General features: G+C 34.7%; 19 protein-coding genes, 2 tRNA genes and 2 pseudogenes. 13 read left to right on the forward strand and 10 right to left on the reverse strand.

Features of this window, described 5'->3' with window-relative positions:
* Together AC27IF_RS19500 and AC27IF_RS19505 are read left to right on the forward strand one after the other, a co-directional pair.
* A partial coding sequence (locus tag AC27IF_RS19500; RefSeq protein WP_487056027.1) for a sensor histidine kinase occupies positions 1-762 on the forward strand: 762 nt, incomplete at its 5' end.
* A 24-nt stretch (positions 763-786) separates the two neighbouring features.
* Positions 787-1,569, forward strand: coding sequence for a LytR/AlgR family response regulator transcription factor (locus tag AC27IF_RS19505; RefSeq protein ID WP_487056028.1), 783 nt, complete (start codon positions 787-789; stop codon positions 1,567-1,569).
* A gap of 296 nt (positions 1,570-1,865) precedes the next feature.
* On the opposite strand, the gene AC27IF_RS19510 is transcribed toward AC27IF_RS19505, so the two are convergent.
* Both AC27IF_RS19510 and AC27IF_RS19515 read right to left on the reverse strand, forming a co-directional pair.
* Positions 1,866-2,942: an NAD(P)-dependent alcohol dehydrogenase gene (locus AC27IF_RS19510; protein WP_487056029.1), complete on the reverse strand. Its 1,077-nt coding sequence runs from the start codon at positions 2,940-2,942 to the stop codon at positions 1,866-1,868.
* A gap of 54 nt (positions 2,943-2,996) precedes the next feature.
* Positions 2,997-3,200: pseudogene (locus AC27IF_RS19515) on the reverse strand (integrase core domain-containing protein); the annotation flags it as partial.
* Between the two features lie 82 nt (positions 3,201-3,282).
* On the opposite strand from AC27IF_RS19515, the gene AC27IF_RS19520 reads away from it, so the two are divergent.
* From AC27IF_RS19520 to AC27IF_RS19545, 6 genes are all read left to right on the forward strand, one after another.
* Positions 3,283-3,528, forward strand: coding sequence for a transposase (locus AC27IF_RS19520; protein WP_487056030.1), 246 nt, complete (start codon positions 3,283-3,285; stop codon positions 3,526-3,528).
* A gap of 64 nt (positions 3,529-3,592) precedes the next feature.
* Entirely contained in the window at positions 3,593-4,153 is a 561-nt protein-coding gene (locus AC27IF_RS19525) for an IS3 family transposase (protein WP_487056048.1), read from the forward strand.
* A 110-nt stretch (positions 4,154-4,263) separates the two neighbouring features.
* Positions 4,264-4,428 carry an IS3 family transposase gene (locus tag AC27IF_RS19530; RefSeq protein WP_487056031.1) on the forward strand — a complete coding sequence of 55 codons (165 nt, stop codon included), beginning with the start codon at positions 4,264-4,266 and terminating at the stop codon, positions 4,426-4,428.
* Positions 4,429-4,828: 400 nt separating this feature from the next.
* The gene (locus AC27IF_RS19535) at positions 4,829-5,218 is read left to right on the forward strand and encodes a hypothetical protein (protein ID WP_487056032.1); all 390 of its coding nucleotides are present in this window, start codon (positions 4,829-4,831) and stop codon (positions 5,216-5,218) included.
* Between the two features lie 179 nt (positions 5,219-5,397).
* Positions 5,398-6,069, forward strand: a complete 672-nt coding sequence (locus tag AC27IF_RS19540) for a DUF6090 family protein (RefSeq protein WP_487056033.1) — start codon at positions 5,398-5,400, stop codon at positions 6,067-6,069.
* Between the two features lie 255 nt (positions 6,070-6,324).
* Positions 6,325-6,819, forward strand: a complete 495-nt coding sequence (locus AC27IF_RS19545; RefSeq protein ID WP_487056034.1) for a GNAT family N-acetyltransferase — start codon at positions 6,325-6,327, stop codon at positions 6,817-6,819.
* An 85-nt stretch (positions 6,820-6,904) separates the two neighbouring features.
* Here the strand turns inward: AC27IF_RS19545 and AC27IF_RS19550 are convergent.
* The 6 genes and pseudogenes from AC27IF_RS19550 to AC27IF_RS19575 form a co-directional block, all read right to left on the reverse strand.
* Positions 6,905-7,309: pseudogene (locus tag AC27IF_RS19550) on the reverse strand (IS3 family transposase); the annotation flags it as partial.
* Positions 7,310-7,619: 310 nt separating this feature from the next.
* Positions 7,620-8,990 (reverse strand): AAA family ATPase, encoded by a 1,371-nt coding sequence (locus AC27IF_RS19555; RefSeq protein ID WP_487056035.1) that lies wholly within the window; start codon positions 8,988-8,990, stop codon positions 7,620-7,622.
* Positions 8,991-9,074: 84 nt separating this feature from the next.
* Positions 9,075-9,632, reverse strand: coding sequence for a hypothetical protein (locus AC27IF_RS19560; protein ID WP_487056036.1), 558 nt, complete (start codon positions 9,630-9,632; stop codon positions 9,075-9,077).
* Positions 9,633-9,649: 17 nt separating this feature from the next.
* The gene (locus AC27IF_RS19565; RefSeq protein ID WP_487056037.1) at positions 9,650-10,573 is read right to left on the reverse strand and encodes an HD domain-containing protein; all 924 of its coding nucleotides are present in this window, start codon (positions 10,571-10,573) and stop codon (positions 9,650-9,652) included.
* Positions 10,566-11,744 (reverse strand): Arm DNA-binding domain-containing protein, encoded by a 1,179-nt coding sequence (locus AC27IF_RS19570; RefSeq protein ID WP_487056038.1) that lies wholly within the window; start codon positions 11,742-11,744, stop codon positions 10,566-10,568. Before AC27IF_RS19570 ends, AC27IF_RS19565 begins: the two co-directional genes overlap by 8 nt.
* A complete protein-coding gene (locus tag AC27IF_RS19575) occupies positions 11,731-11,970 on the reverse strand; it encodes a hypothetical protein (protein WP_487056039.1) in 240 nt (79 codons plus the stop codon). The genes AC27IF_RS19570 and AC27IF_RS19575 overlap by 14 nt, the downstream gene beginning before the upstream one ends.
* Positions 11,971-12,100: 130 nt before the next feature.
* Here AC27IF_RS19575 and AC27IF_RS19580 point away from each other — a divergent pair, with 130 nt between their 5' ends.
* Both AC27IF_RS19580 and AC27IF_RS19585 read left to right on the forward strand, forming a co-directional pair.
* Positions 12,101-12,301 (forward strand): helix-turn-helix domain-containing protein, encoded by a 201-nt coding sequence (locus AC27IF_RS19580; RefSeq protein ID WP_487056040.1) that lies wholly within the window; start codon positions 12,101-12,103, stop codon positions 12,299-12,301.
* Positions 12,302-12,342: 41 nt separating this feature from the next.
* Positions 12,343-12,531: a hypothetical protein gene (locus tag AC27IF_RS19585; RefSeq protein ID WP_487056049.1), complete on the forward strand. Its 189-nt coding sequence runs from the start codon at positions 12,343-12,345 to the stop codon at positions 12,529-12,531.
* A gap of 648 nt (positions 12,532-13,179) precedes the next feature.
* Here the strand turns inward: AC27IF_RS19585 and AC27IF_RS19590 are convergent.
* Positions 13,180-13,255 (reverse strand) — tRNA-Val (locus AC27IF_RS19590).
* A gap of 31 nt (positions 13,256-13,286) precedes the next feature.
* A tRNA-Val gene (locus AC27IF_RS19595) sits at positions 13,287-13,362 on the reverse strand.
* 341 nt (positions 13,363-13,703) lie between these two features.
* Here AC27IF_RS19595 and AC27IF_RS19600 point away from each other — a divergent pair.
* Genes AC27IF_RS19600 through AC27IF_RS19610 form a run of 3 tightly spaced genes read left to right on the forward strand, consistent with a single transcriptional unit; the run spans position 13,704 to position 19,720 of the window.
* Positions 13,704-14,309, forward strand: coding sequence for a hypothetical protein (locus tag AC27IF_RS19600; protein ID WP_487056041.1), 606 nt, complete (start codon positions 13,704-13,706; stop codon positions 14,307-14,309).
* Position 14,310: 1 nt separating this feature from the next.
* Positions 14,311-16,605, forward strand: coding sequence for a site-specific integrase (locus AC27IF_RS19605; RefSeq protein WP_487056042.1), 2,295 nt, complete (start codon positions 14,311-14,313; stop codon positions 16,603-16,605).
* Positions 16,595-19,720, forward strand: a complete 3,126-nt coding sequence (locus AC27IF_RS19610; RefSeq protein WP_487056043.1) for a tyrosine-type recombinase/integrase — start codon at positions 16,595-16,597, stop codon at positions 19,718-19,720. Before AC27IF_RS19605 ends, AC27IF_RS19610 begins: the two co-directional genes overlap by 11 nt.
* Positions 19,721-20,565 lie beyond the last annotated feature (845 nt).

Raw genomic sequence — 20,565 nt, forward strand, 5'->3', positions numbered from 1 at the left:
CACTGGCTATTTATAGGTTCTTTATATGATTTTGGGGATTTGTTCGAGCGATATATTTTCGAATTTCCAAAAACAATCCCTATGTATTTGGCTATAATGTTTAGTAGTTATTCGAGAATTTATTATAACTCAGTACAAGATGAACAATTAACTGTTGCTAAATTAAATGAAGAGTTGGTTATTGCAAAGCTAGATGCATTAAAGAACCAATTAAATCCTCATTTCTTATTCAATACACTAAATTTAATATCTAGTACAATATATATAAGTGCAGATAGGGCGGACTCTATTGTTGCTCGACTTGGAGACATACTTCGTTATTCATTACTTACATCGCAGGAACCTTGGGTAAAACTTGAGGAGGAGATGGCAGTCATGATGTCTTTTTTAGAAATAGCTAAACTAAGATTTGCAGATAAAATGCTTATAGATATCAATATTTCTCCTGACGTAAAGTGTGCCAAGATACCCGCCATGGTATTACAGCCGTTGTTAGAAAATGCCGTTAAGTATGGAGTTGAACCGTCAAATGAATCGACTAAAGTTGAGTTAATTGCAAAACAGAAACATGGTCAATTATACATTGAGATCTCCAATACATATCATGATAGTGAACCAGAGGTAAGCTCACATGGAATAGGCCTTAGTAATACAAAAAAACGGCTTAATGTCCTTTACGGTAACAAAGGGAAATTAACACTAAATGAACCCAAGCTAGGCATTATTACTGTTGAATTGATATTGCCTTTTGAAAGAATGTGAAAAAATTGTAAAGAAGAAGAATATATGATGAGTAATAGCATATCTAAAGAGAAAGTGATTCATAGTGTCTTAGTAGTTGATGACGAACCAGCCGCTAGGCAAAAGCTTGTCTATTTCCTGACAGAGCATCAAGACTTTAATGTTGTAGCTGAAGCTTCTAACGGGGTTGAGGCACTTGAGCAAATAGAATTACATAAGCCATCTTTAGTCTTTTTGGATATTCAAATGCCAAAACTAGACGGAATATCAGTAGCTGCTAACTTACAGTTTGATTGCAATTCAAGTATTGTGTTTATCACGGGATTTGATCAATATGCAATTAAAGCATTTGAATTGAATGCAGTCGATTATTTGCTTAAGCCTTATGATAAAGGAAGATTAGCAAATACGCTCAATCGATATAGAGAATACAAAAATACAATTTCTGATTATAATTTACCCAAATTTGTTCAAGATTATAGAGAGAAAAACCATTTTCCTGAAAAGCTACTTTTTAAAACAGAACAAGGAATTGAAGTTGTTAAAACATCTGATATACAGTGGTTTGAAACATCAGGGAATTATGTAAAAGTTTGCACTCAAGATACCGCTTTCATTGCTAGGCAGGCACTTAAAACCGTTTATAGCCAGTTAAACCCTGAATTATTTGTCAGAATACATCGTTCTCACGTAATTAATATTGAGGAGGTGTTACGAGCTGAACCATTAAGTAAGGGGGACTATTCAATTTATTTAAAAAGCGGAGTTAAATTAAAACTATCAAGAAACCATAAAGACGAGTTTTTTGAAAAACTTAATATAACTTAAAGTGCAGTAGCTCATATCTGATCTGACACTTTTCAATTTTAGATTTGACCTAATCGTACAGTTGATTAGGTCAGAAAGGATAAGAAACCAAACATTTCACTAATTTGATTTTATGACTTCTCTGTGCCAAAAGCCTACATTCAGTAACATCTGAATAAGAGTTTTGAAGCGTTCCACTAAATTTTACTAACAGCAATGTTCTTCAAATCTAATACTAAATTTTGTAAAAAGTGTCCCCTTCAAATGCTTTCAATTCACTTGTTATGTATTTTTACATTGCCACTTCTTTAAGAAAGTTATTCACTCATATCAATTATAATCCTACCCGTAACTTTATGTGAAGCCAGGCGTTTAAGAGCAACCTGAAGTTCTGAGAGATTTAAATGTATGACTTCATCAACAGGAATTTTGATGTCGTTTTTAATTACAAAACTCAACATCTCATCAATTGTCTCTGAGGGAAGTTTTTCAGAAAACTGATATAGGGGACCTTGTAGCTTAGATATCATTGAACGATATATGACATGCCAAAACATACCAATTACTTTTCTCCAACTCAGTATTTCTGAACCAATATATTGAACCGGACCACAGACAGTTAGAAACTTCCCATTTTTATGTAGTACTTTTAATGATTCCATTTCCAACTCTTTTCCACCAACAGAATCAAAAACCAGATCCATTTGCTTATTCTTAGTTGTTAGATTTTCGCTGAACCGTTCTTTTTGGTAGTCAATGACAAAATCAGCTCCACTTGACTTTACAACATCAATATTTCTCGTACTGCATAAACCTGTGACAACCGCTCCTTTAGCTTTTAGCATTTGGACAACCATACTCCCAATGCCACCAGAAGCACCAATAACTAAACAATGGTCTCCTTTCTTTACTTTTGAATACAGAATCATTCCGTAAGCTACACAGCCGGCAAGAATCATGGGCACAACTTCTTCATGAGATAATTCTTTTGGTTTTAATCTAATATTTTTTTTGTCTAAACATCGATAAGTAGCCCATGAGCCATGTTCTCCTATCTTGCTTGGAATGCCAATAACTTCATCTCCAATATTAAATTCAGTAACCTTCTCTCCTTTATCGATAATAATTCCAGAAAAACTGGAACCCATAACATAAGGCTTTTCCTTTGAAACCTCTTTAGGTCCGAGAAACCTCCCTAAAGCTGTACCTTGAGCTAATGCAATATCATCAATATGGAGTGTAGATGCCATTATTTTTACAAGCACTTCCATTTCGCTGTGCCTAGGAATTGGGACCATCAATTCTTGGACTTCATCAGAGACGTTCCCTAGTTTGGGTTTTCGAGTTAATCCCAATGCTTTCATCATTTCAGATTGTTTATATTCAGTTATCATATTATCAACTGTTTTTTGTGATCTTTACCCGGTAAAGTGGACACCATCCACTTTTCAATTAACTGCTAATTCAAATTCAGTAGGTGTTTTATATCCTAAACTCGAATGTGACCTCTGTCTATTGTAAAAATAATTGAGATACCCTTTTAATTTACAAAGTAATTTATGACTCGTTTCAAACTTATTATCTAGTATTAAGTCCGCCTTTAATGAGTGAAAAAACGATTCAACTTCTGCATTTTCTGTACAACATCCGGGTTAGTTCAGGCTCGTTTTGTAACGGTACAATTTAACTAGAGACTTCGTTAGAGGTATTATTATTTTATATAACGAGGTTAAAATGCCAAAGAAAACATTATCATCAGAATACAAACGTGAATGTGCTGAACTAGTTGTAGTGCATGGCTATAAACATAAAGATGCAGCCGCAGCGATGGATGTTGGATTATCATCAATTCAACGTTGGGTTACTCAATACCGGAAAGAGCAGCGAGGAATTACTCCTAAACCAAGTGCATTAACGCCAGAGCAAATACGCATTCAGGAACTTGAAAAACAAGTAAAACAGTTGAAAAGTGACAATTAACTATTAAAAAAGCGTCGGCCTTTTTCGCTATGGACATGAACAGCGGCAGCAAATAGCTGCAAAACTGAAGACGGCAGGAAGTAATGTTCAACAAGTTTGTCGATGCTTATCTATCGCACCGAGTACGTTTTATTATCGAACTAAGCCTAAAATCATTGATGTTAAGCAAATAAAACTTGAGGCAGCCATGAAGACAGTTTACGTTGATATGGATGCGACTTATGGCAAGCGGAGAATGCTAATTGAGCTACAAGCAGTGGGCTTTGACTTAGGCATTCACAAAGTTAGAACATCGATGAAACGATTGAAACTTATCGCTAAACGGCTTAAACAACACCGTTATCCATCAGGCGGTAAAGCGTCGATTATTGCCCCTAATCATTTAAATAGGCAATTTAACCCTGAGCACATAAATACCTTGTGGTCTGGCGACATCACTTATATTCACACACAGCAAGGTTGTTTGTACTTAGCGGTTATTATGGATTTATGCTCACGAAAAGTGATCAGTTGGGCGTTCTCAGATAAGCCTATCAGCGAATTAACAACTAGAGCATTACGGCTAGCAGCTAATAAACGACAGTCAAATGATAATGTCATATTCCATAGCGATCAGGGTGTATAATATACGAGCGAGACATTTCAACGCTCATTGAAAGAGTATGGCTTAATTTCCAGTATGAGCCGTCGAGGGAACTGTTTAGACAATGCGGTTACTGAACGTTTTTCCGAAGCTTGAAATCAGAACGAGTGAACTATCGTCGTTATCAAACTAGACGAGAAGCTATGGCTGATATTATTAATTATATTGAACCGTTTTATAATCAAAGACGGCGACATTATAAATTAGGAAATATATCACCAGCAGAATATGAAATGAAATTACTAAAAAGTGCCTAAACAAGTCTCTAAATTGAGTTGACCGTTACACATTCTCTCTTTCGAGCTATTTGATTTTATTGAGTTCTACTTTATTGGTTAGTTTAGCCATAAGCTCTTGGTTACTGTTCTAGCGCTGTGGTGTTTTAAAGAACAAGCAATAATTATCTGTATTAGCTCAAGTTATTATTTACTTTTTTATTAATTGAATTGGTGAAGTTAATAGTCCGGCGCTAGCCTGCAACCATCGCAATCCAAGTTCCTATTCACATGGAATATAGCCCTTTATACAACATGCTGATTAATTCTTTTTACACTTTGAGTATTACTAAACAAAAGGTACACATCAATTCGTGCCCAATTTATATAGAAGGCTTTATCTCTTAGATGCGATTTAAATAATTACTTCAAGGAAAAAAGAATGAACAGAAAGCATGGAGACAGCAGTATTCAAAAATGTAATGACATGATTATTGTTAAGGCAGTTGGAAGTTTTAATGTCGAGGGAACACTTGAAATGTACGACAGTATTACTGAAGCTATTTTAAGTTTTCAATCTGGAGGCTTTAAGTTATTAATTGATTTTTTAGACTCTGAAGGCGCAACTCCTGATGCTTTAGCTGAAGTCGAGAAATTTAATGCGTGGTTAAACACAAAAAATCTAGTTGCAAAGGCGGTAGTCGTTAAGTCTGAGGTCTTTTTGGATGTATTGTTGACGTTTGCGCCAAGTCAAAAACATCAAAACATGCGTTCCTTTTTCTCTAGGGAAGAGGCTATCGGTTGGTTGTTGCAAGCAGAGGGAGCAAAGTGAAAATATGTCAATGTATAAAGTTAACCTCTTCAGTCACTAGGGCTTATTAACCTAGATATGATATTAATGATTGCGCTGTTGTGATTGTTTCAATAGGGTTATGTAGTACTATTATTTAGAATAATACATTAAGCGGACCTATATAAATGTTGTTGTTTTTTAAAAGAATCAGGCTGAATTTGTTAAATGAAGGCAAGCTATTTAGATATGTATTTTATGTCATAGGTGAAATATCTTTAATTGCTGTAGGTATTTTGATTGCTGTTCAAGTTGACAACTGGGATAAAAACCAGGATAACAGAAAATTTGAACGTCAATATTACCAAAGTATGAGAGCCGAACTTAAAGAGGATAGACAAAACCTATCTATTCAAATTGAGTACGGTGAAAAGTATAAATCAAGGTTCCTTGATGCAATTGACATTATAAATAGTGGTGATAGGGCATTAGTTGAAAAATTAGGGCGTATCATTACAGAAATAAAAAATTTCTCAGACTTCAGACAAAAAAGTAGTGTCTATCACACTTTAGTCAACAGCGGTGAAATAAAGCATGTACGTAATCTTCATATCATTAGAAAGTTACAAGATTTAGAAAGTGAATACTTGTTTATTGAACGCCTCGAAGATGTTCATCGAGAAGTAGCAATGCATAATGTAAAAAACTGGGTAATTGAGGCAATTCAATGGCAACCTTTTAAAGTTCACAATCCTGAAATTTTATATGATTATAGTGTAAATAACTCTTTAGTTTTAATCGTTGGAATCATCGATGAGAAATCGATGATATATAATAATGCGATAAAAACTATTGATATAACAATAAAAATGTTGGACGAGGCATTAGGCTAGTCACGGTGTTGAGGCTCGTTTAATACAACTCAGACTCTTAAATAATACCTATGAAAAATAGGTGATATATGTCTTGACCTCAAAGGCTTTTACCTAATTAAATTTATTTAAAGGTTAGAATATTCAGCCTTTTGTTTACTTTGATACAACCTACTTATTGAATCAACAATGTGTCTAATTTCGAATGAACGATTTAATATGAACAACTGATGAGTATTAAGGAATAATGCTGTATACAACTAATTTGGAATAAAAATGTTAGAAATTCTACCTGCAAAATTTGAAGACTCAGAATTATTGTTGAAGTTTATAAAGGAATTGGCAATTGCTGAAAATTTTCCATTTGAATTGTCGGTTTCTAAAGTAGATATTGAAAGTAATCTGTTTAAATCAACTCCCGATGCAGAAGCTATCATCTTTTACGCAAATAAAGTGGCTTGTGGTTTTGCTGTTTTTTACTATACCTTTTCTACAGCTACTGGTCGGCGAGGATTGCACCTCGATGATTTGTATGTTCAACCTGAATTCCAAGGGCAAAATATTGGTAAAATGGCGCTTAGCTATTTATCGAAACTTGCAGAGAAACAAAAGTGTGCACGTTTTGAGTGGTGGGCTTTAAAAACTAATGACCCAGCAATTAAGTTCTATCTAAATATTGGAGCAAAAAAGTTAGATGAAATTTCTATTTTTAGAATGGAGGAGAACGAAATTTCCGAGCTCGCGTCAAAATGTAAACAGTGGATCAATTAAGTTATCATTTGTTAGGCTTTGCAAATGATAGCTAAAGTATTACTGCTTATGTTTAAGAGCCTTTCAAATTTCTGATCTGGTCAAGCTATGCCGCACACTTTTTCCTTACATTTTCAAACTCGATCGGCGACACATCATTTAACGTCGTATATAGACGAACCGAGTTATAGTATTTGATGTATTTTCAACATCGTTCGTCATGCTTTCCCTGGTTAAATGATAAATATTTAACAGCCATTCATTTTTCAAACTACCGAAGAACCTTTCAACAACAGTATTATCTAAGCAAGCCTAACAACCACTCATTGATGGCGTGATTCGATTAGCCCGCTTTTTTTGACAGTCGTAAGTTAATTGTCAATTGCATCGCTCTTATTGTCAAATCAACCGTCATACCCTTATTCAAAGCCCAGCCAATAATACGGCGAGAATGTAAATCCATAACCACTGCCAGATACATCCTGCCTTGATGTGTCCTTAAATAAGCCAAGGCTAATGCCTATATTCGTATCTTAGCAGCCCGCTCTGAGGTCATTTTTTCGTTTAGAAAATAGTCGACTTTGTTGTAAAAATGATCCTAAGTTATATCTCGGTTTGGGGGCGAAACCGCCATAGAGAATCTATTCAAAAATTAATTTTCTAATGAGACTTTGGCTATTATGAAAAGTTATTTAAATTGACTTAGATTATAGGGTAGAGTTATATGATGATTGTAAGAGATTGATCGTAGTGAAGCTTACAAAAAGGCTCAGAAACAACTTTTTATTGCAACTGAGCCTTTTAATCTTCAATCTAGTTTTTTAGTGGACGGTATTAGGTTGGTTTTGGTTTACCTTATTCTCATTATCTAACATATTTAAATCACTTAACTTTAAAATCACCAGATCTTTTTCGTTAGCCTGAACACATGCTTTGCCGATGGCTAGCCTTAATTGTTCAGAAACATTTCTGGGTGGTAGGTGGCAAAGGGCTGAAAGTAATTTAGTTGATAACTTACTAGAGAAATAACTTTCAAGCTTCATGTCAGCTAAACACTGTTCATATATGCTCTGGACTATTGCTTGCATTTGTTTTGGCGTAGGTGCTTCAATTTCTATATTCACTACACGAGACTTTAGTGCCGGCTTTAGTGATTCAAAATCATTGGTGGTGGTAAAAATAATAGCGCCAGATAAATCTAACTCAATGTTCAAGAAGTTTTCTTTAAAGCACTTACGCTGCTCTCGTTCAAAAAAGGAATACAGTGGCTGAATAATACTTTCTTGATGATTATCTTTAGCCATACATAACTCATCAATGAGTATAATGGGCGATGCTGACTTTGCCTCAAAGCACATAATTCTGCCTATCGCCCCCAAATCAGCATCGCCATATTGAGGGTTACCACCACATAGCTCAAATCGACCAGTCATGGCGGCAGCATTAATGGTAAAAAACTCTAACGCTAATGTTTTTGCAAGGGAATTAACAAATTGCGTTTTACCAATACCGGGATAGCCTTGCAAATTAATGACGGGTAATGATAATGGCGTTTTTGTTAATAAACTTACTTGGCAGGCAGCATTTACTTGGGCAATCACAGATTGAAAGTTAGGGAATGATGTCGCTAGCGATGATAACGATTTAATCGTTTTACGTTCTGAATAATATAGTGTTTTGTTTGGTCCTAATGCTTTAAGCTCCTTAAGTTTTGGCATGTCCTTCGGTCTTCTGTGTTTCATTTCAATCGCTAGTCTTTCTTTGGAAAAAATAGGGGTTAACTCAGGTTGTTTACCACTATTCTCTTCAAACTTATTTTTACTCTCTTTCTGTCCAGTTAAGCTATCACTGAAGATAACACCCAAAATATCTGAGACGGTTGCTAATACTGATATGGTTACTTCGAAATTTTTGAAAACGCTCATTATCATCTGTTGTACTTCTACCACAAACTCGGGAGTAGGTGGCATTTCTTGTATTGTACTAATAAGTGACTTGAACCCTTTTTGCTGCTCAAAGGACATAAAGCTAATGATATCTTGTAAGTGATTTTCATCATCGATATAACAACAAGCTGTTGCCAATGAGAATGAAGTGATTGAGGTCATCATGTCAAAGCGCTTTAAATTATCTAGTTGCGCGTATAGTTTAAAGTGACAGTAATCATATTGATTTTTAGTTGAATGGCTCATGAGAAATACCTATAGGTGAAATAAGAAAATAGAGAAGGGGAGACACAGTGACATCTCTGTCACTATATCTATGTGGGAGTAAGTCTATGTGTAGCTGGCTACAAGTAAAATGTTGTCAGTGAGCAAAATACCGCCAGATACTCTCAACAACAGTTGCTGACCCGCAGGTAAACAAAAGTCAGGAATTCTTTGGTTCAATGCTTGCGCAAGATTAATCTTTTGATTCTTAAAATTTAACTCATCATCAAACTCCTGTGCTATCTCTTTTAGCGAGCAAAGCGACACTTCATCTTCATCACTTGTTTTAAGTACAAGCTGAATGTTACTGATAAATGGGGTTACTTGTACCGTAAGTAGAATTTGAGAAAACGTTGCATTTAGTTTGCTCTTGATATCAGTGAGTTCAATATCATGTTGACTTGCTTGCACACTAGCCTCTATCTCATCAAGATAATGTGAGTAGCGTTTGTTTAGCTCAGTTTGGTATTGCAGTGTCCAACATCCAGGTAGGGTATCCTCAAACTTCAAAGCCCATTGCTTCTTGCTCAGTGCATCAGGGTTACTCTCACTGTTTACTTTGATTACACTGCTCAAAAAGGCGGTATTCTTTTGATTTGATAAAGGTGAGTTGGTATTTGTCATGAGTTTTTCTCCTATGATTAAGCTATTTGTGCAAGTGAAGTAGGTGTATAGTGCGCTGCAGCACTTGCTTTATCTGCTATCTGAAGCTTTGATGCAATAGTTGTTATTGCTTCATAGCCATAGCGACTTCCAGGACTTGCACAGGTAAGAATATGGCGAAGTAGTAAAGCACTTTGAGGCTCAAATTTATCAAGCCTTGCAAAAGCTTTAGCACATATTTCCAACGTTAATTCATCATGGTCGACTAAGCTCCCTAAATGTGTTCTTTGACCATCTGCGGACAAGGTTTTTGTTTTACCTATGTCATGAATTAGTGCGGCGATAATGGCAATATCGCGCTCAATTCCTTTAAATTGATTCTCCCTTAACAGTGTTTTGGCTACATCAACGCTGTGGGCGAGTAAGCCACCCGTAAAGTTGTGATGGTGACGCAGACTTGCAGGACACTGAAGGTAATTAATACCAACATCGCTACTGACTAAAACATCCGATATAAATCGACTTAAATGACGTGAGGAGAGACTATCAACCAAGGTTTTAAGCGCTAATAGCGTTTCAGGTGCTGGGCAATAACAACTTGGCAGTAAGTTTATGCTTAGCAGCTGATTGCTCACACTACCTGGAAGTGATTGCAAAAAAGCGCAGCGAACATACTGATGGCCATCTACATACTTTAAGGTTGCTTCAATATGAACAATTGAGTTAATTGTTAACTGCTCAACGAACTCATTCATATTAAAGCAGTAGACATTAATACTGGTACTGATGTCTGAAAGCTTGATTATCCAATAGGCTTTACCTGATTTATCAATACGCTCAGTACTTCCAACAAGATTGTATGCACCTTTAAAGCGTTTAAAAGAACTTACCTCAGTCAATAAAGGTTGAATAGATTGTTCTACAGTTGCTGGCATTAATTGGGTATAAGGTGAATTAGTCATGATTTACTCCTGGAAGATTCTTTTTAAGAAGATTTTCAAATGCACTACCGTCATTGCGTGTTAGATTGGGCACAAAGCGTGAATAGACCCTAAATAACATCATTGTGGTTGAATGCCCCATCTGTTTTGCAATCCATTCGGGGGATTCACCTGATGCAAGCCAGAGCGTAGCGCTGGTATGACGTGACTGGTAGGGAGAACGAGGCTCTAAACCCAAGTTTCGAAGTAGAGGGTGCCAAACACGCTTAGCAACATTGTTATTATCAAGTGGCTGACCATTCTTGTTAGCAAAAACATAGTCGTAATCACCTGTTATTAGCATTTGTTTACGTAGGGCATCAAATACCGGTTGTGACATTTGAATTTCACGGTAACTACCATCATTTTTTGTATACTCAGTTCTACCGTTAAGTAGACACTCCCGAATTAAAATAAGCCGGTTCTCAAAATCTACGTATTGCCACTTAAGACCATTGATTTCTCCTGTTCTCATACCAGTAAAGAAACGCAATAAGAAATAGTTAACAAAATCTGCACGTACAGTGGTCAGGATTAAATTAACCTCTTCAAGCGTGAATGGTGCAATGTCTGTTTTAGGTACCTTAAGCGGTTTAATATTGCGATAAGGTGTTGTAAAATCATAACGGTCGGCTGCTTCATTCAAAATCATTCTTAAGATTTTCATATGCTTATTAATGTGGCCTGCAGAAATAGGATTGCCGTTTTTGCGCGTGACTTTGGCGAGCTGTGCGCGAAACTGCATTAAATCTGCTTTGGTGATTTGGCCGACATCTTCTTTTTCAAACCTTGGCAGTATCCGGTTATCTAAAATATGACGTACTTTTTCTTTGTAGCTGATACGCCAACTTGCTTGCATTTCATCAAACCAAGTATTGGCAAAGTCCTCAAAGTTTGGCGTGCCGTTTGTCACTTGAATCATCGTTTTATGCGACTTTTCGAGTTTTGACAGCATTTTGCTATCAGGAAACTGTTTAGCATAATCAAATTGGTTCACCAGAATGAGTGCCTCAATTTGAGTTAGTAAACCTTTTAATTTTTTCCGGTTAGTTTGGTTATCATTTAATGCTGTTTGTTCTCTACAGCGCAGGTTTTTATACTTAAAATCAAAGTACAACTTGCCTGTTTCTTTTCTTACTCTAATATGCCCCATGAGCGATTCCTCCATTTGCCATTGGAATTTCAAACGTATTGGTCGATTTTTTGCCAATATCCTTTTGAATTGCTTCCCAGATATATAAGATTTTTCGACCACCAAAAGGGCGTATGTAGTGGACTCCTTCAAGCAATACCGAATCTTTTAAGCGATCACGAATAGTGCGACTGTCGTACTTAATGAGTTTTGATAACTCTGATGTGGTTAAAAATGTTTGAGTCATGCTAATAATCCTCTATAATGAAAAATCAATAGTAGAAGGTTTAAATGACCTCCTGTAGAATAATATAACCTGCTAAATAATCTTTTGCAAGTCTTTTTATTCTCCTGTAGGTAATAAAAGGTTTTAGAAGATGATAAAATGTCACTTATCCCGCATCATGGGGGAGAAAAAATTAAAAATTTCTGATGTAGCTAAAGAGGTAGATATTAACCGAGGTACAATTACTCGCTTATACCAAGAGACAGCTATAAGGGTTGAGTTTGAAGTATTAGAAAAGCTATGTGTTTACCTTGATTGTGATATAGGTGAATTGTTGGAAGTTAAAAAATAATTGTAATAGCCGGTCCAATATCAAGTTTACCTCATAACAACATTTATGAGGTAACTTCATTAATATATCAGCGAATACTTAAGCCATCAGAATATGCTCAAGTTTCTATATTAACTCATAACCTTTATTTTTATCACGAGATGTTAAAGCTGCTCCCACAAAAAGCTTTAATAACAAATACAGTTTATATCGCTTTACTAAAAGCCAATAAAGCCGAATCAATTTATTAGAGAAACATAATATTCAAAATGATTACCAATCTTAAAGGCAATTTATTGTCTAATATGATGCGAGATATATTTGAGTATTATTTTTCATTTGTCTATAAGTCAGACAAGCAATCATAAAGCTTACCGAGTTAGAAAGTGAGCGTACTGAGTTTAAAACTTTAAACCGATAAGTGAGTCGATAATGTCACTCCAATGCTATTAATATTTTAGATTTTGGTGAAGTTGACCTCATTCGTTTTATTGAAAGTTCAAATTAGTTTTTGAGAAAACAGGGTTTATTGAGCATTACAATGTGATGATGGTTGAAATAGAAGTAATTGAACTGTAGGCAGAGTAACTTTAATCGGTTAGTAATAGTACTTAATCTTCATCTTAGTTTTGGTTATGTGACAGAATCAAGGAAAAGGTCATTAGCAAAAGACATCAAAAATGCTGATTTTCAAAACTGTCACTAATTTGTCACATTCTTGTCACAGATAAAAAAAATCTGTTGAAAATGAGGTTTTTTTAAGTCGAAAAATCGCAAAAAAAAGAGGAGGAATTATTGTGGTTTTAAGTTTGTAATTTATTCGAAATTACGACCTTTACACTTTAAGGGTAAAAATTAGGGAAAAAGTTAAATTTTAATTTGTAATAAAAACAAAGAATTGGTGGACGATACTGGGCTTGAACCAGTGACCCCCGCCTTGTAAGGGCGGTGCTCTCCCAACTGAGCTAATCGTCCATTGTAGTTTTACTTCTAAATGGAAAGAAGATGGTGGACGATACTGGGCTTGAACCAGTGACCCCCGCCTTGTAAGGGCGGTGCTCTCCCAACTGAGCTAATCGTCCATATATATCAGAAATGATATCAATACAGAGTGTTCTAGGATGTTGATGATGGTGGACGATACTGGGCTTGAACCAGTGACCCCCGCCTTGTAAGTGCACCACCCTTGTTAGTTGTTAAATGTCATAAATGGTTTTTATTAGCTAATTATATGAATATATTTAATATATTACAAATTTTATGATGTTCATATAAAGCCATTTGAGAACAATTTTTACCTTCACTTTAATTTATTTTGTCTCATAAGTTTTATTCAAAAGAACTCCGTTTAGGCTGCTTTTGACCCTTGCCCATTTGTAGCTTATTATTTATCTACTGTTTAGATTTGGCTTGAGAGGAGCATATGAGTAATAACAAAAAGGTTACCATTAAAAATATATCGCTCCTTAAGTCGCATTTATCTTGTCACAGGAGAGCAGTTGAGTCTTATAAATTAAGTGAAAAATCTTATTACCAATATCGTAAACAGTTAAGTAAATTACCCACAGAAACGATTCAACAATTTCAAGATTTAGAGCCGATACATGCTGTGCAAAAGCAATTTGTTGATATGGAAAGTAATAAGAAAGTAATTCAATATAAGTTCTTTTCTGGCTGGTTCTGGCTGTTAATTTGTCGTGAAAAAAACATAAAAGAAGTGCGGGTTATATTACATAACGAGGATGATTTAGCATATATTGAGCAAGCATCATGGTCTTATTTATTGGCATGTGAATTCAAAAGCATGCATCGAAATACTGGGTTAGCACAACTGTCTAAAGCCATGCAGCATGTACCTAAAGATTTAAGAAAAACCTTATTGGGTGAACATTACTCATGGTCTTCATCTAAAATAATTCAAAAATTATCAAATGAATCGAACAAGGTTTTAAGTGCTCAAATTAAAAATATTCCTTCTAAGGTTACAATAAAAAGATCAATATTCGATGAATTAACTGCGGAGAATTAAGGTGTCTTTACAAGATTTTTACTCGTTGAAAGCTAAAGATATGCCAAGAAGCCTTCAGTTAACAGAGAAAGAAATAGATGTCTTAAATGAGTATGTGGCAGCAATAATTCGAATATACCAGCTGAAAACAGATAATGAAACTAATGAAATATTAACACTGAAGCTAGATGATATTACCGGTGTTTCTGTCTTTGAATTACGAAAAGAGTTAATAAAAATATCAGATAAAATCACAAAATCAAAAGAGGTTGGATTACATCCAGTACAAGCATTTTTAACTAAATTTCCTCCAGGACCTTATAGATATTTTGATAATTGGTGCTTGTTACAGGCTAGAGTATTGATTATATGCCATCATTTTTATACTCAAAAAAATTACAAAGATATCATCATAAGGGTTATGACTAGCTGTCGGCAGTTTATCAATTTTCACAATAAAATGCTGGTTGCAACCATGCCCAGCTTTGATATTGAGCTGGAAAATTTAATCGAAGAACTAGTCAAGTTAAAAGAAAGTTTTGAACAAGGTGAATCAAATATAACGAGAATCGGAAATCTTATACGCTTGTTTTCAGATTATAAACTCAATAAAAAAGAGTATAAGAAACGAAATAAAGGAGGAGGGACGAGAGAGCATGAAGATCCTGAAATTACAATTAAACCATCAAAATTTGCTCCAGAAGAGGGAGAGGAGGATGTAATTGAAATAGGTCAAGCCTCTTTTGATAGTACTAAATATGATTATAATTTTCTTGAAAGAGAGGCTGAGCAAACCCTTGTAGCAAGACTTTTTTCTGTAGATTTAGCTGCACCAAGCGATGTTAAAAAATCATTAACTAAGCAAAATATTTTAGCTAATGCATCAATTAATCATATATTGAGAAGGGAAAAATATCTCACTAGTGATGTAAATCAACTTACATCCTATGAAGTATTTGTGTTAGTAAAGTACTGTTTTGAGGAGAATGTATCATCAGTAGAAGCTAATTATATCTTCTTGTCTTTAATCACTGGGCGTTCATTAGAACAAATTTTTAGCCCTGACTTCCATCTTGAAAAAATTGAAACCCCGCCTTTTAATAATAGATTGGCAGTAGTTTTTGAACCCGTTTTACCCGAGCATAAACAACCGAAGAAAAGATTAAAATTAATTACCCCTTCAACAGGGAGTGTACAGCTATCTTTGCCAAAAGCGCTGAGTGATTACCTGCAACAAAGAAATTATAAAAACACTGACTTACAGAGCTTGAAACAAAATATATCAAGCAAAATAACGCAACTGAATAAGAAGCATGGCTGCAGGATAACACAGGCACGTATTGCTAATTTTTTAGCTACTTTTTTGCAACAACATGGAGCAGATAGTGTAGAAACCGCGATGATTTTAGGCTGGGAGCCTAAACAAGTTGCAGGCTCATATTATTATCAAGTATCTAGTGAACGTTTACTTTTACTGCATCAAAAATACTTAATTTACTTGTATCAGGCCGCAGGTAAAGAATACGGAGATATTATTGAAGTGACAGAGAAGCAAGATGAAATCTGCAACGATAAATTGGACTCTAAAGTGCAGGAAGTAGATTATGTAGGCAGTAAATTACAGGTGAAATCTCAATATGTTTGTATGCTTTTTTCTAAGCTAAAAGAGGAGTTAGATAGTACAAAATACGATCTAAATGAGTTTCATAACTTATATACAATACACACACTGTTACTATTAAATTTAGCGTTAGGTCATAGACCCGTTAAAAATCCTTACGAGAGCGCTGATATATTTGATATTCGTGCTGGCACTGTATATCTCTGTGATAAAGAATCTAGAAGTACATTATCGACAAGAGTCCTATTTTTACCTGATGTTGCTCGTGAGCAAATAAAGAAATATTTATCGCATTTAGACTCTATTTCTCTAAAGTTTTCTAATATATCTCCTGAACTTAAGGGGAAAATTATTGGTGCAAAAATGGGTAGACACTCTTTATTCTTTTTCATTGATGAAGATAAAATCAACCCCGTAATACCTACAAATTTACAATACAAACTTAACTCAATCTTTCCACTAGCGTTGAATTGGCATCGTCATTTCATGCGAACTGCGTTGAGAAAACGCGGTGTTTCAGGACAAATTGTTGATCTATGGATGGGGCACAATGGTATCGGTAGCACTGATATGTCAAAGTTCTCAGCATTATCTATGTCTGATTTACGATCTGTCGCAAGCACTATAAATACACTTTTAACTGATGATCTGAATATTAAAGCCGTTGAAGGACTTAGAGGCCATTATGGGCAATAATCTTCAAGGATTTGGCTCTAATGAGCGGAAATCCAAGCGTGCTCTAGCCAGAAAAAAACGTTATAACATAATAAATGATGAAGTCGATACATTAATTTGTGAATATCTTACCGAGCTGAAAAATGCGCCAATTAATGAGTCAATATATGAATTACAAATCCAAGCGTTAATTAAAAAGCTTAAGGAAAAATATAATCAACTTGATGATTATCGAATAGCTAGAAACTGTTTATCTACTTATATAAATGAAGGAAATAGGCTAGGGAAGTACTATTTACCCGTACCACCTTACGTTATTCAAGCCAAAAGAGGAGCAATATTAAGAAATCGAAGCTGGTTTAATAACGTTAGAATGCTTAATGAGTGGAAATATCATTGGTGTAAAAACTTAACTTACGCCATGGGACAATGTGACTCATCTTCATCTGAATATTTGCTGACATCATCGTTAATATCGGCAGCACTTTTTGGTGGTTTATGTATCCCTGAAGCACTTGTAGCTTTAGCTAATCAACTAGCTCAAGAAGATAAACCATTCGTTAATTTTAACGATTTAGTTTGGTCTGATTTGATATTTCAATCTGCTTCACAAGATGCAAATTATAGATTAGATGATAACAAATCGTCATTAACTTTGAGACGTTGGTACCCTGACTCAGTATCATTTGCTTGGATAAATCACTTTTTACAAATAAAAAAAACACATGGCTTTCAAACCATAAAGTTAGATCAAAAAGAATGTTGGGCTCTAATCCAACAATATATGAAAAAAATGGCTAATGTCGAGGTGCCTAGTAATTTTAAGGTGTTTTGTCAGGCCGCTGGGGGCGTTTTAGAAAATCATTCAGGTGTTGATTTACCTAATACCATAGTGGAGTACGCAAGCGGAAAGGTAGCATGTGCATCCCTGACACCTCATTATCAACAAGCAATATTAAATCCTACGATAAATAAAGTAGGCAGGGTGGACTTTAAAAAATTTGAGCTTGGCACTAATAAAGTAAGAAATAAAAGCCAAGGGAGCAATAAAGTGGATTGTAAGTTTGAAGAAAAGCTTGAACTTATCAGGGCGTCGCTAAGAAAAAAACTTGATAACGGGACTAAAAACACTCCTGATATAGCGCTAAAGTCTTTAAAAAATATTGATTTATCAAACTTTCCTGAGGCTATGATATTTATGGTTCGATGGTTGATTTATTTATTTGAAGAAAGAAAGGTTAGGGTTTCAACTGCTAATACGTACTTCTCCAAAATAGGTACGTTATGGTTAACGTATATGCATGAGATTAGATTTGCTTATTTAGATGAAGAGAGTTTTGAAGAGCTATATAAAATTATGATTGATTCAACGCATACAGAGCAGAGTCGGCAAGATAAAATCACGCTTTTAAATGACTTACATGCTTATGGCGTTAAAGAATTTGATTTTCCAATACTAACGAATAATCAAGCCTTGTCTAAAGGAAAAAGGCAAAACTTTGTTAGGGCGGGTTTTATCTCAGAAGCTGCTTTTCTTAAATTATGTGAAGCACTAAAACAAGTAATAGGCTTAGACCATCTAGAAGCTCAAGGTGTTGTATGTATTGTTATTTTGGCATATCGACTTGGTTTACGAAGAGGAGAGCTATTAAAGCTACAAATAAAGAATATAGAAGATTCTGCGCAACAATGGTTATATGTTCGAGAAAACATGTTTGATAATAACAAAACAAGTAGCTCACTAAGAAAAATTCCTATTAGGGTACTTTTAACGCAAGATGAAAATAACCTGTTCAGCCAATACTTTAAAGAAAGGAAAAAACTCGTAACAAAAAGCCCACAAAGCTTGTTATTTTCAATGAGTACAACGCCTACTTTACCATATGATGGTAGCCATATAGGAGGATTAATTTCAAGTATCTTAAAAGCGTTAACAGGGTTACCACTTACCTTTCATCACCTTAGACACTCTGCATTATCAAGGTTACACCTTATTATTGAAAGGCAAGGTAAGGTGTTGAAAGAAATTTGCAAATATAAGCCTGAGCAAATTAGCGCAATACAACAGATGCTTTTACCCGGTAACAATAATTCAGCACCTAGAGATAATTATTGGGTGTTAGCCGGAATTGCAGGGCATTCAACACCAGAAACCACGTTTTCAAATTATCTTCATTTTGCTGATAGGATACTATTTGAGCGACTTAATCGTGCTGAGGTAAATTTTTCAATAAGTGATATTAAGTCTGTTAGCGGTATATCAAGTAACTTTTTAACAAGGTTATGTAAAAAGGAACAATTATCACCAGAAAACATACCTATAAATAAATTATTTCCTAAACTTATTGATGAAATATCACCATTTTGCCAAAAATTAAAAATATCTAAGAAAAATAATATATTAAATTATGACGATAGTGAGTTTTTAGCACGTAAGATTGATTATAAAGATTGTCTTAGTGTATTAAAACAAGCGGAAAAAGGTGTAAGTATTAGCGAATTGGTGCATGAGTATCAAATAAGAGAAGTTGTTATTCAAAGGTGGATAGAAAAAGCAAAAGAACTTGCTAAGATAACAACCTCAAAGGGAAAGTCTCGGTTATTTAAAGAATATAATACTGTAGAAAAACGGCTATTGCAGTTATGTCCTCAAAAGCCCCAAACTAAAATAGAGTTAACCGATGCAGGAATGGCTATAAAGAAGTTAAAAAGTAATTATCATGAAAATAAACAACATATTTTATGGTGTGTTGATTACTTTATAAATAATACAACTCGCTCATCATCGGCTATTCAATTTAAGCAACGGAAGCAATTTGAATACTTTATGGCGTTTATAGTGAATATCTTTCCTAAAAAGCGATGGTCACTTTACCTCGAGGTAATTGAGCATGACAAGTATGATAAGAAAACCCAAATTAAAGACTGGCGTGATATCAGTCAAGGAATTCCAATCATAATTAAACAAAAAAGCTTAAAGAAACAAGGTGTATTTCCTGAAGGGCGAATGAGTTTATACCTTGATTACCCTAAAAAAAGCTATATTGAGTCAATGAAAGATAAAAATAACGTTGCTGAAAAATATAGTGCAGCAACTTTACGTTATGTTTTTCATATTTTAGCGATTATGTTATAATGCTTTTCTGGATAAGACTCTTATAGAAGGAAGTTTTGTATATAATTTGAGCACGCTCCCTTTGGAACATAATTCCAAGACCTACATTGAAAGTACCACCATGGTAAAACTGAGTTTTCCTCATACAGCGCATCTATTAGTTGTAATGATAATGTTGTGTCAATGTGTTATTCGGAGACATCCTTCCTATACTTAGCTGTTATGAATAAGAAAATACAGCAAAAATTAAAGTGAATTTAACTTTATCAATATACACAAAATTTAGCGCTAGTTTGCCTTTAATAATTTACCGAAAAAAATCAGAATTTAAACGGTTTTCCAAACTTATTCTTGATGATAGAGTTCAAATGGATACCAATAAAGTAGAAGCTATAAGTACACATCAATTGATGATTGCAATCTTTAAGGCTGTGTAAGCGTAGAGTCGCCGTCAATGCTCTTAATTTTGTTGAAGAAACTATCGAAGAAATGCCATTTCCTATTCAGAAATTTCAAACTGTTCGTGGTGCTGAAGTTTCGCAAAAAAGTACAGAAAAATTTATGCTGTATAGAATAAACTTTAGTCCAAATAAACCGGCATCTCCTCACTGAAATGATAAAGTTGAGGGATCACAATAAACAGATAAACTGAGTTCTTACCACAGTTAATATAAAATCTAGCAAACTTCATGAGCTTCTTGCTGAATGCAGCAGTATTACAATTGGAAACACCTTTAAAACAGTCATAATGGTAAAAAAACAATGGAGAAATCCTTTGAAGTAAGTGAAAAAATATCTTTTACTGACGAGGTACAAGGTTTTTATCCAGCTAATAATGACGAATTCAGCTATCAAACTGCAGGCAT

It is taken from the genome of Colwellia sp. KS18-150 (assembly GCF_057551365.1).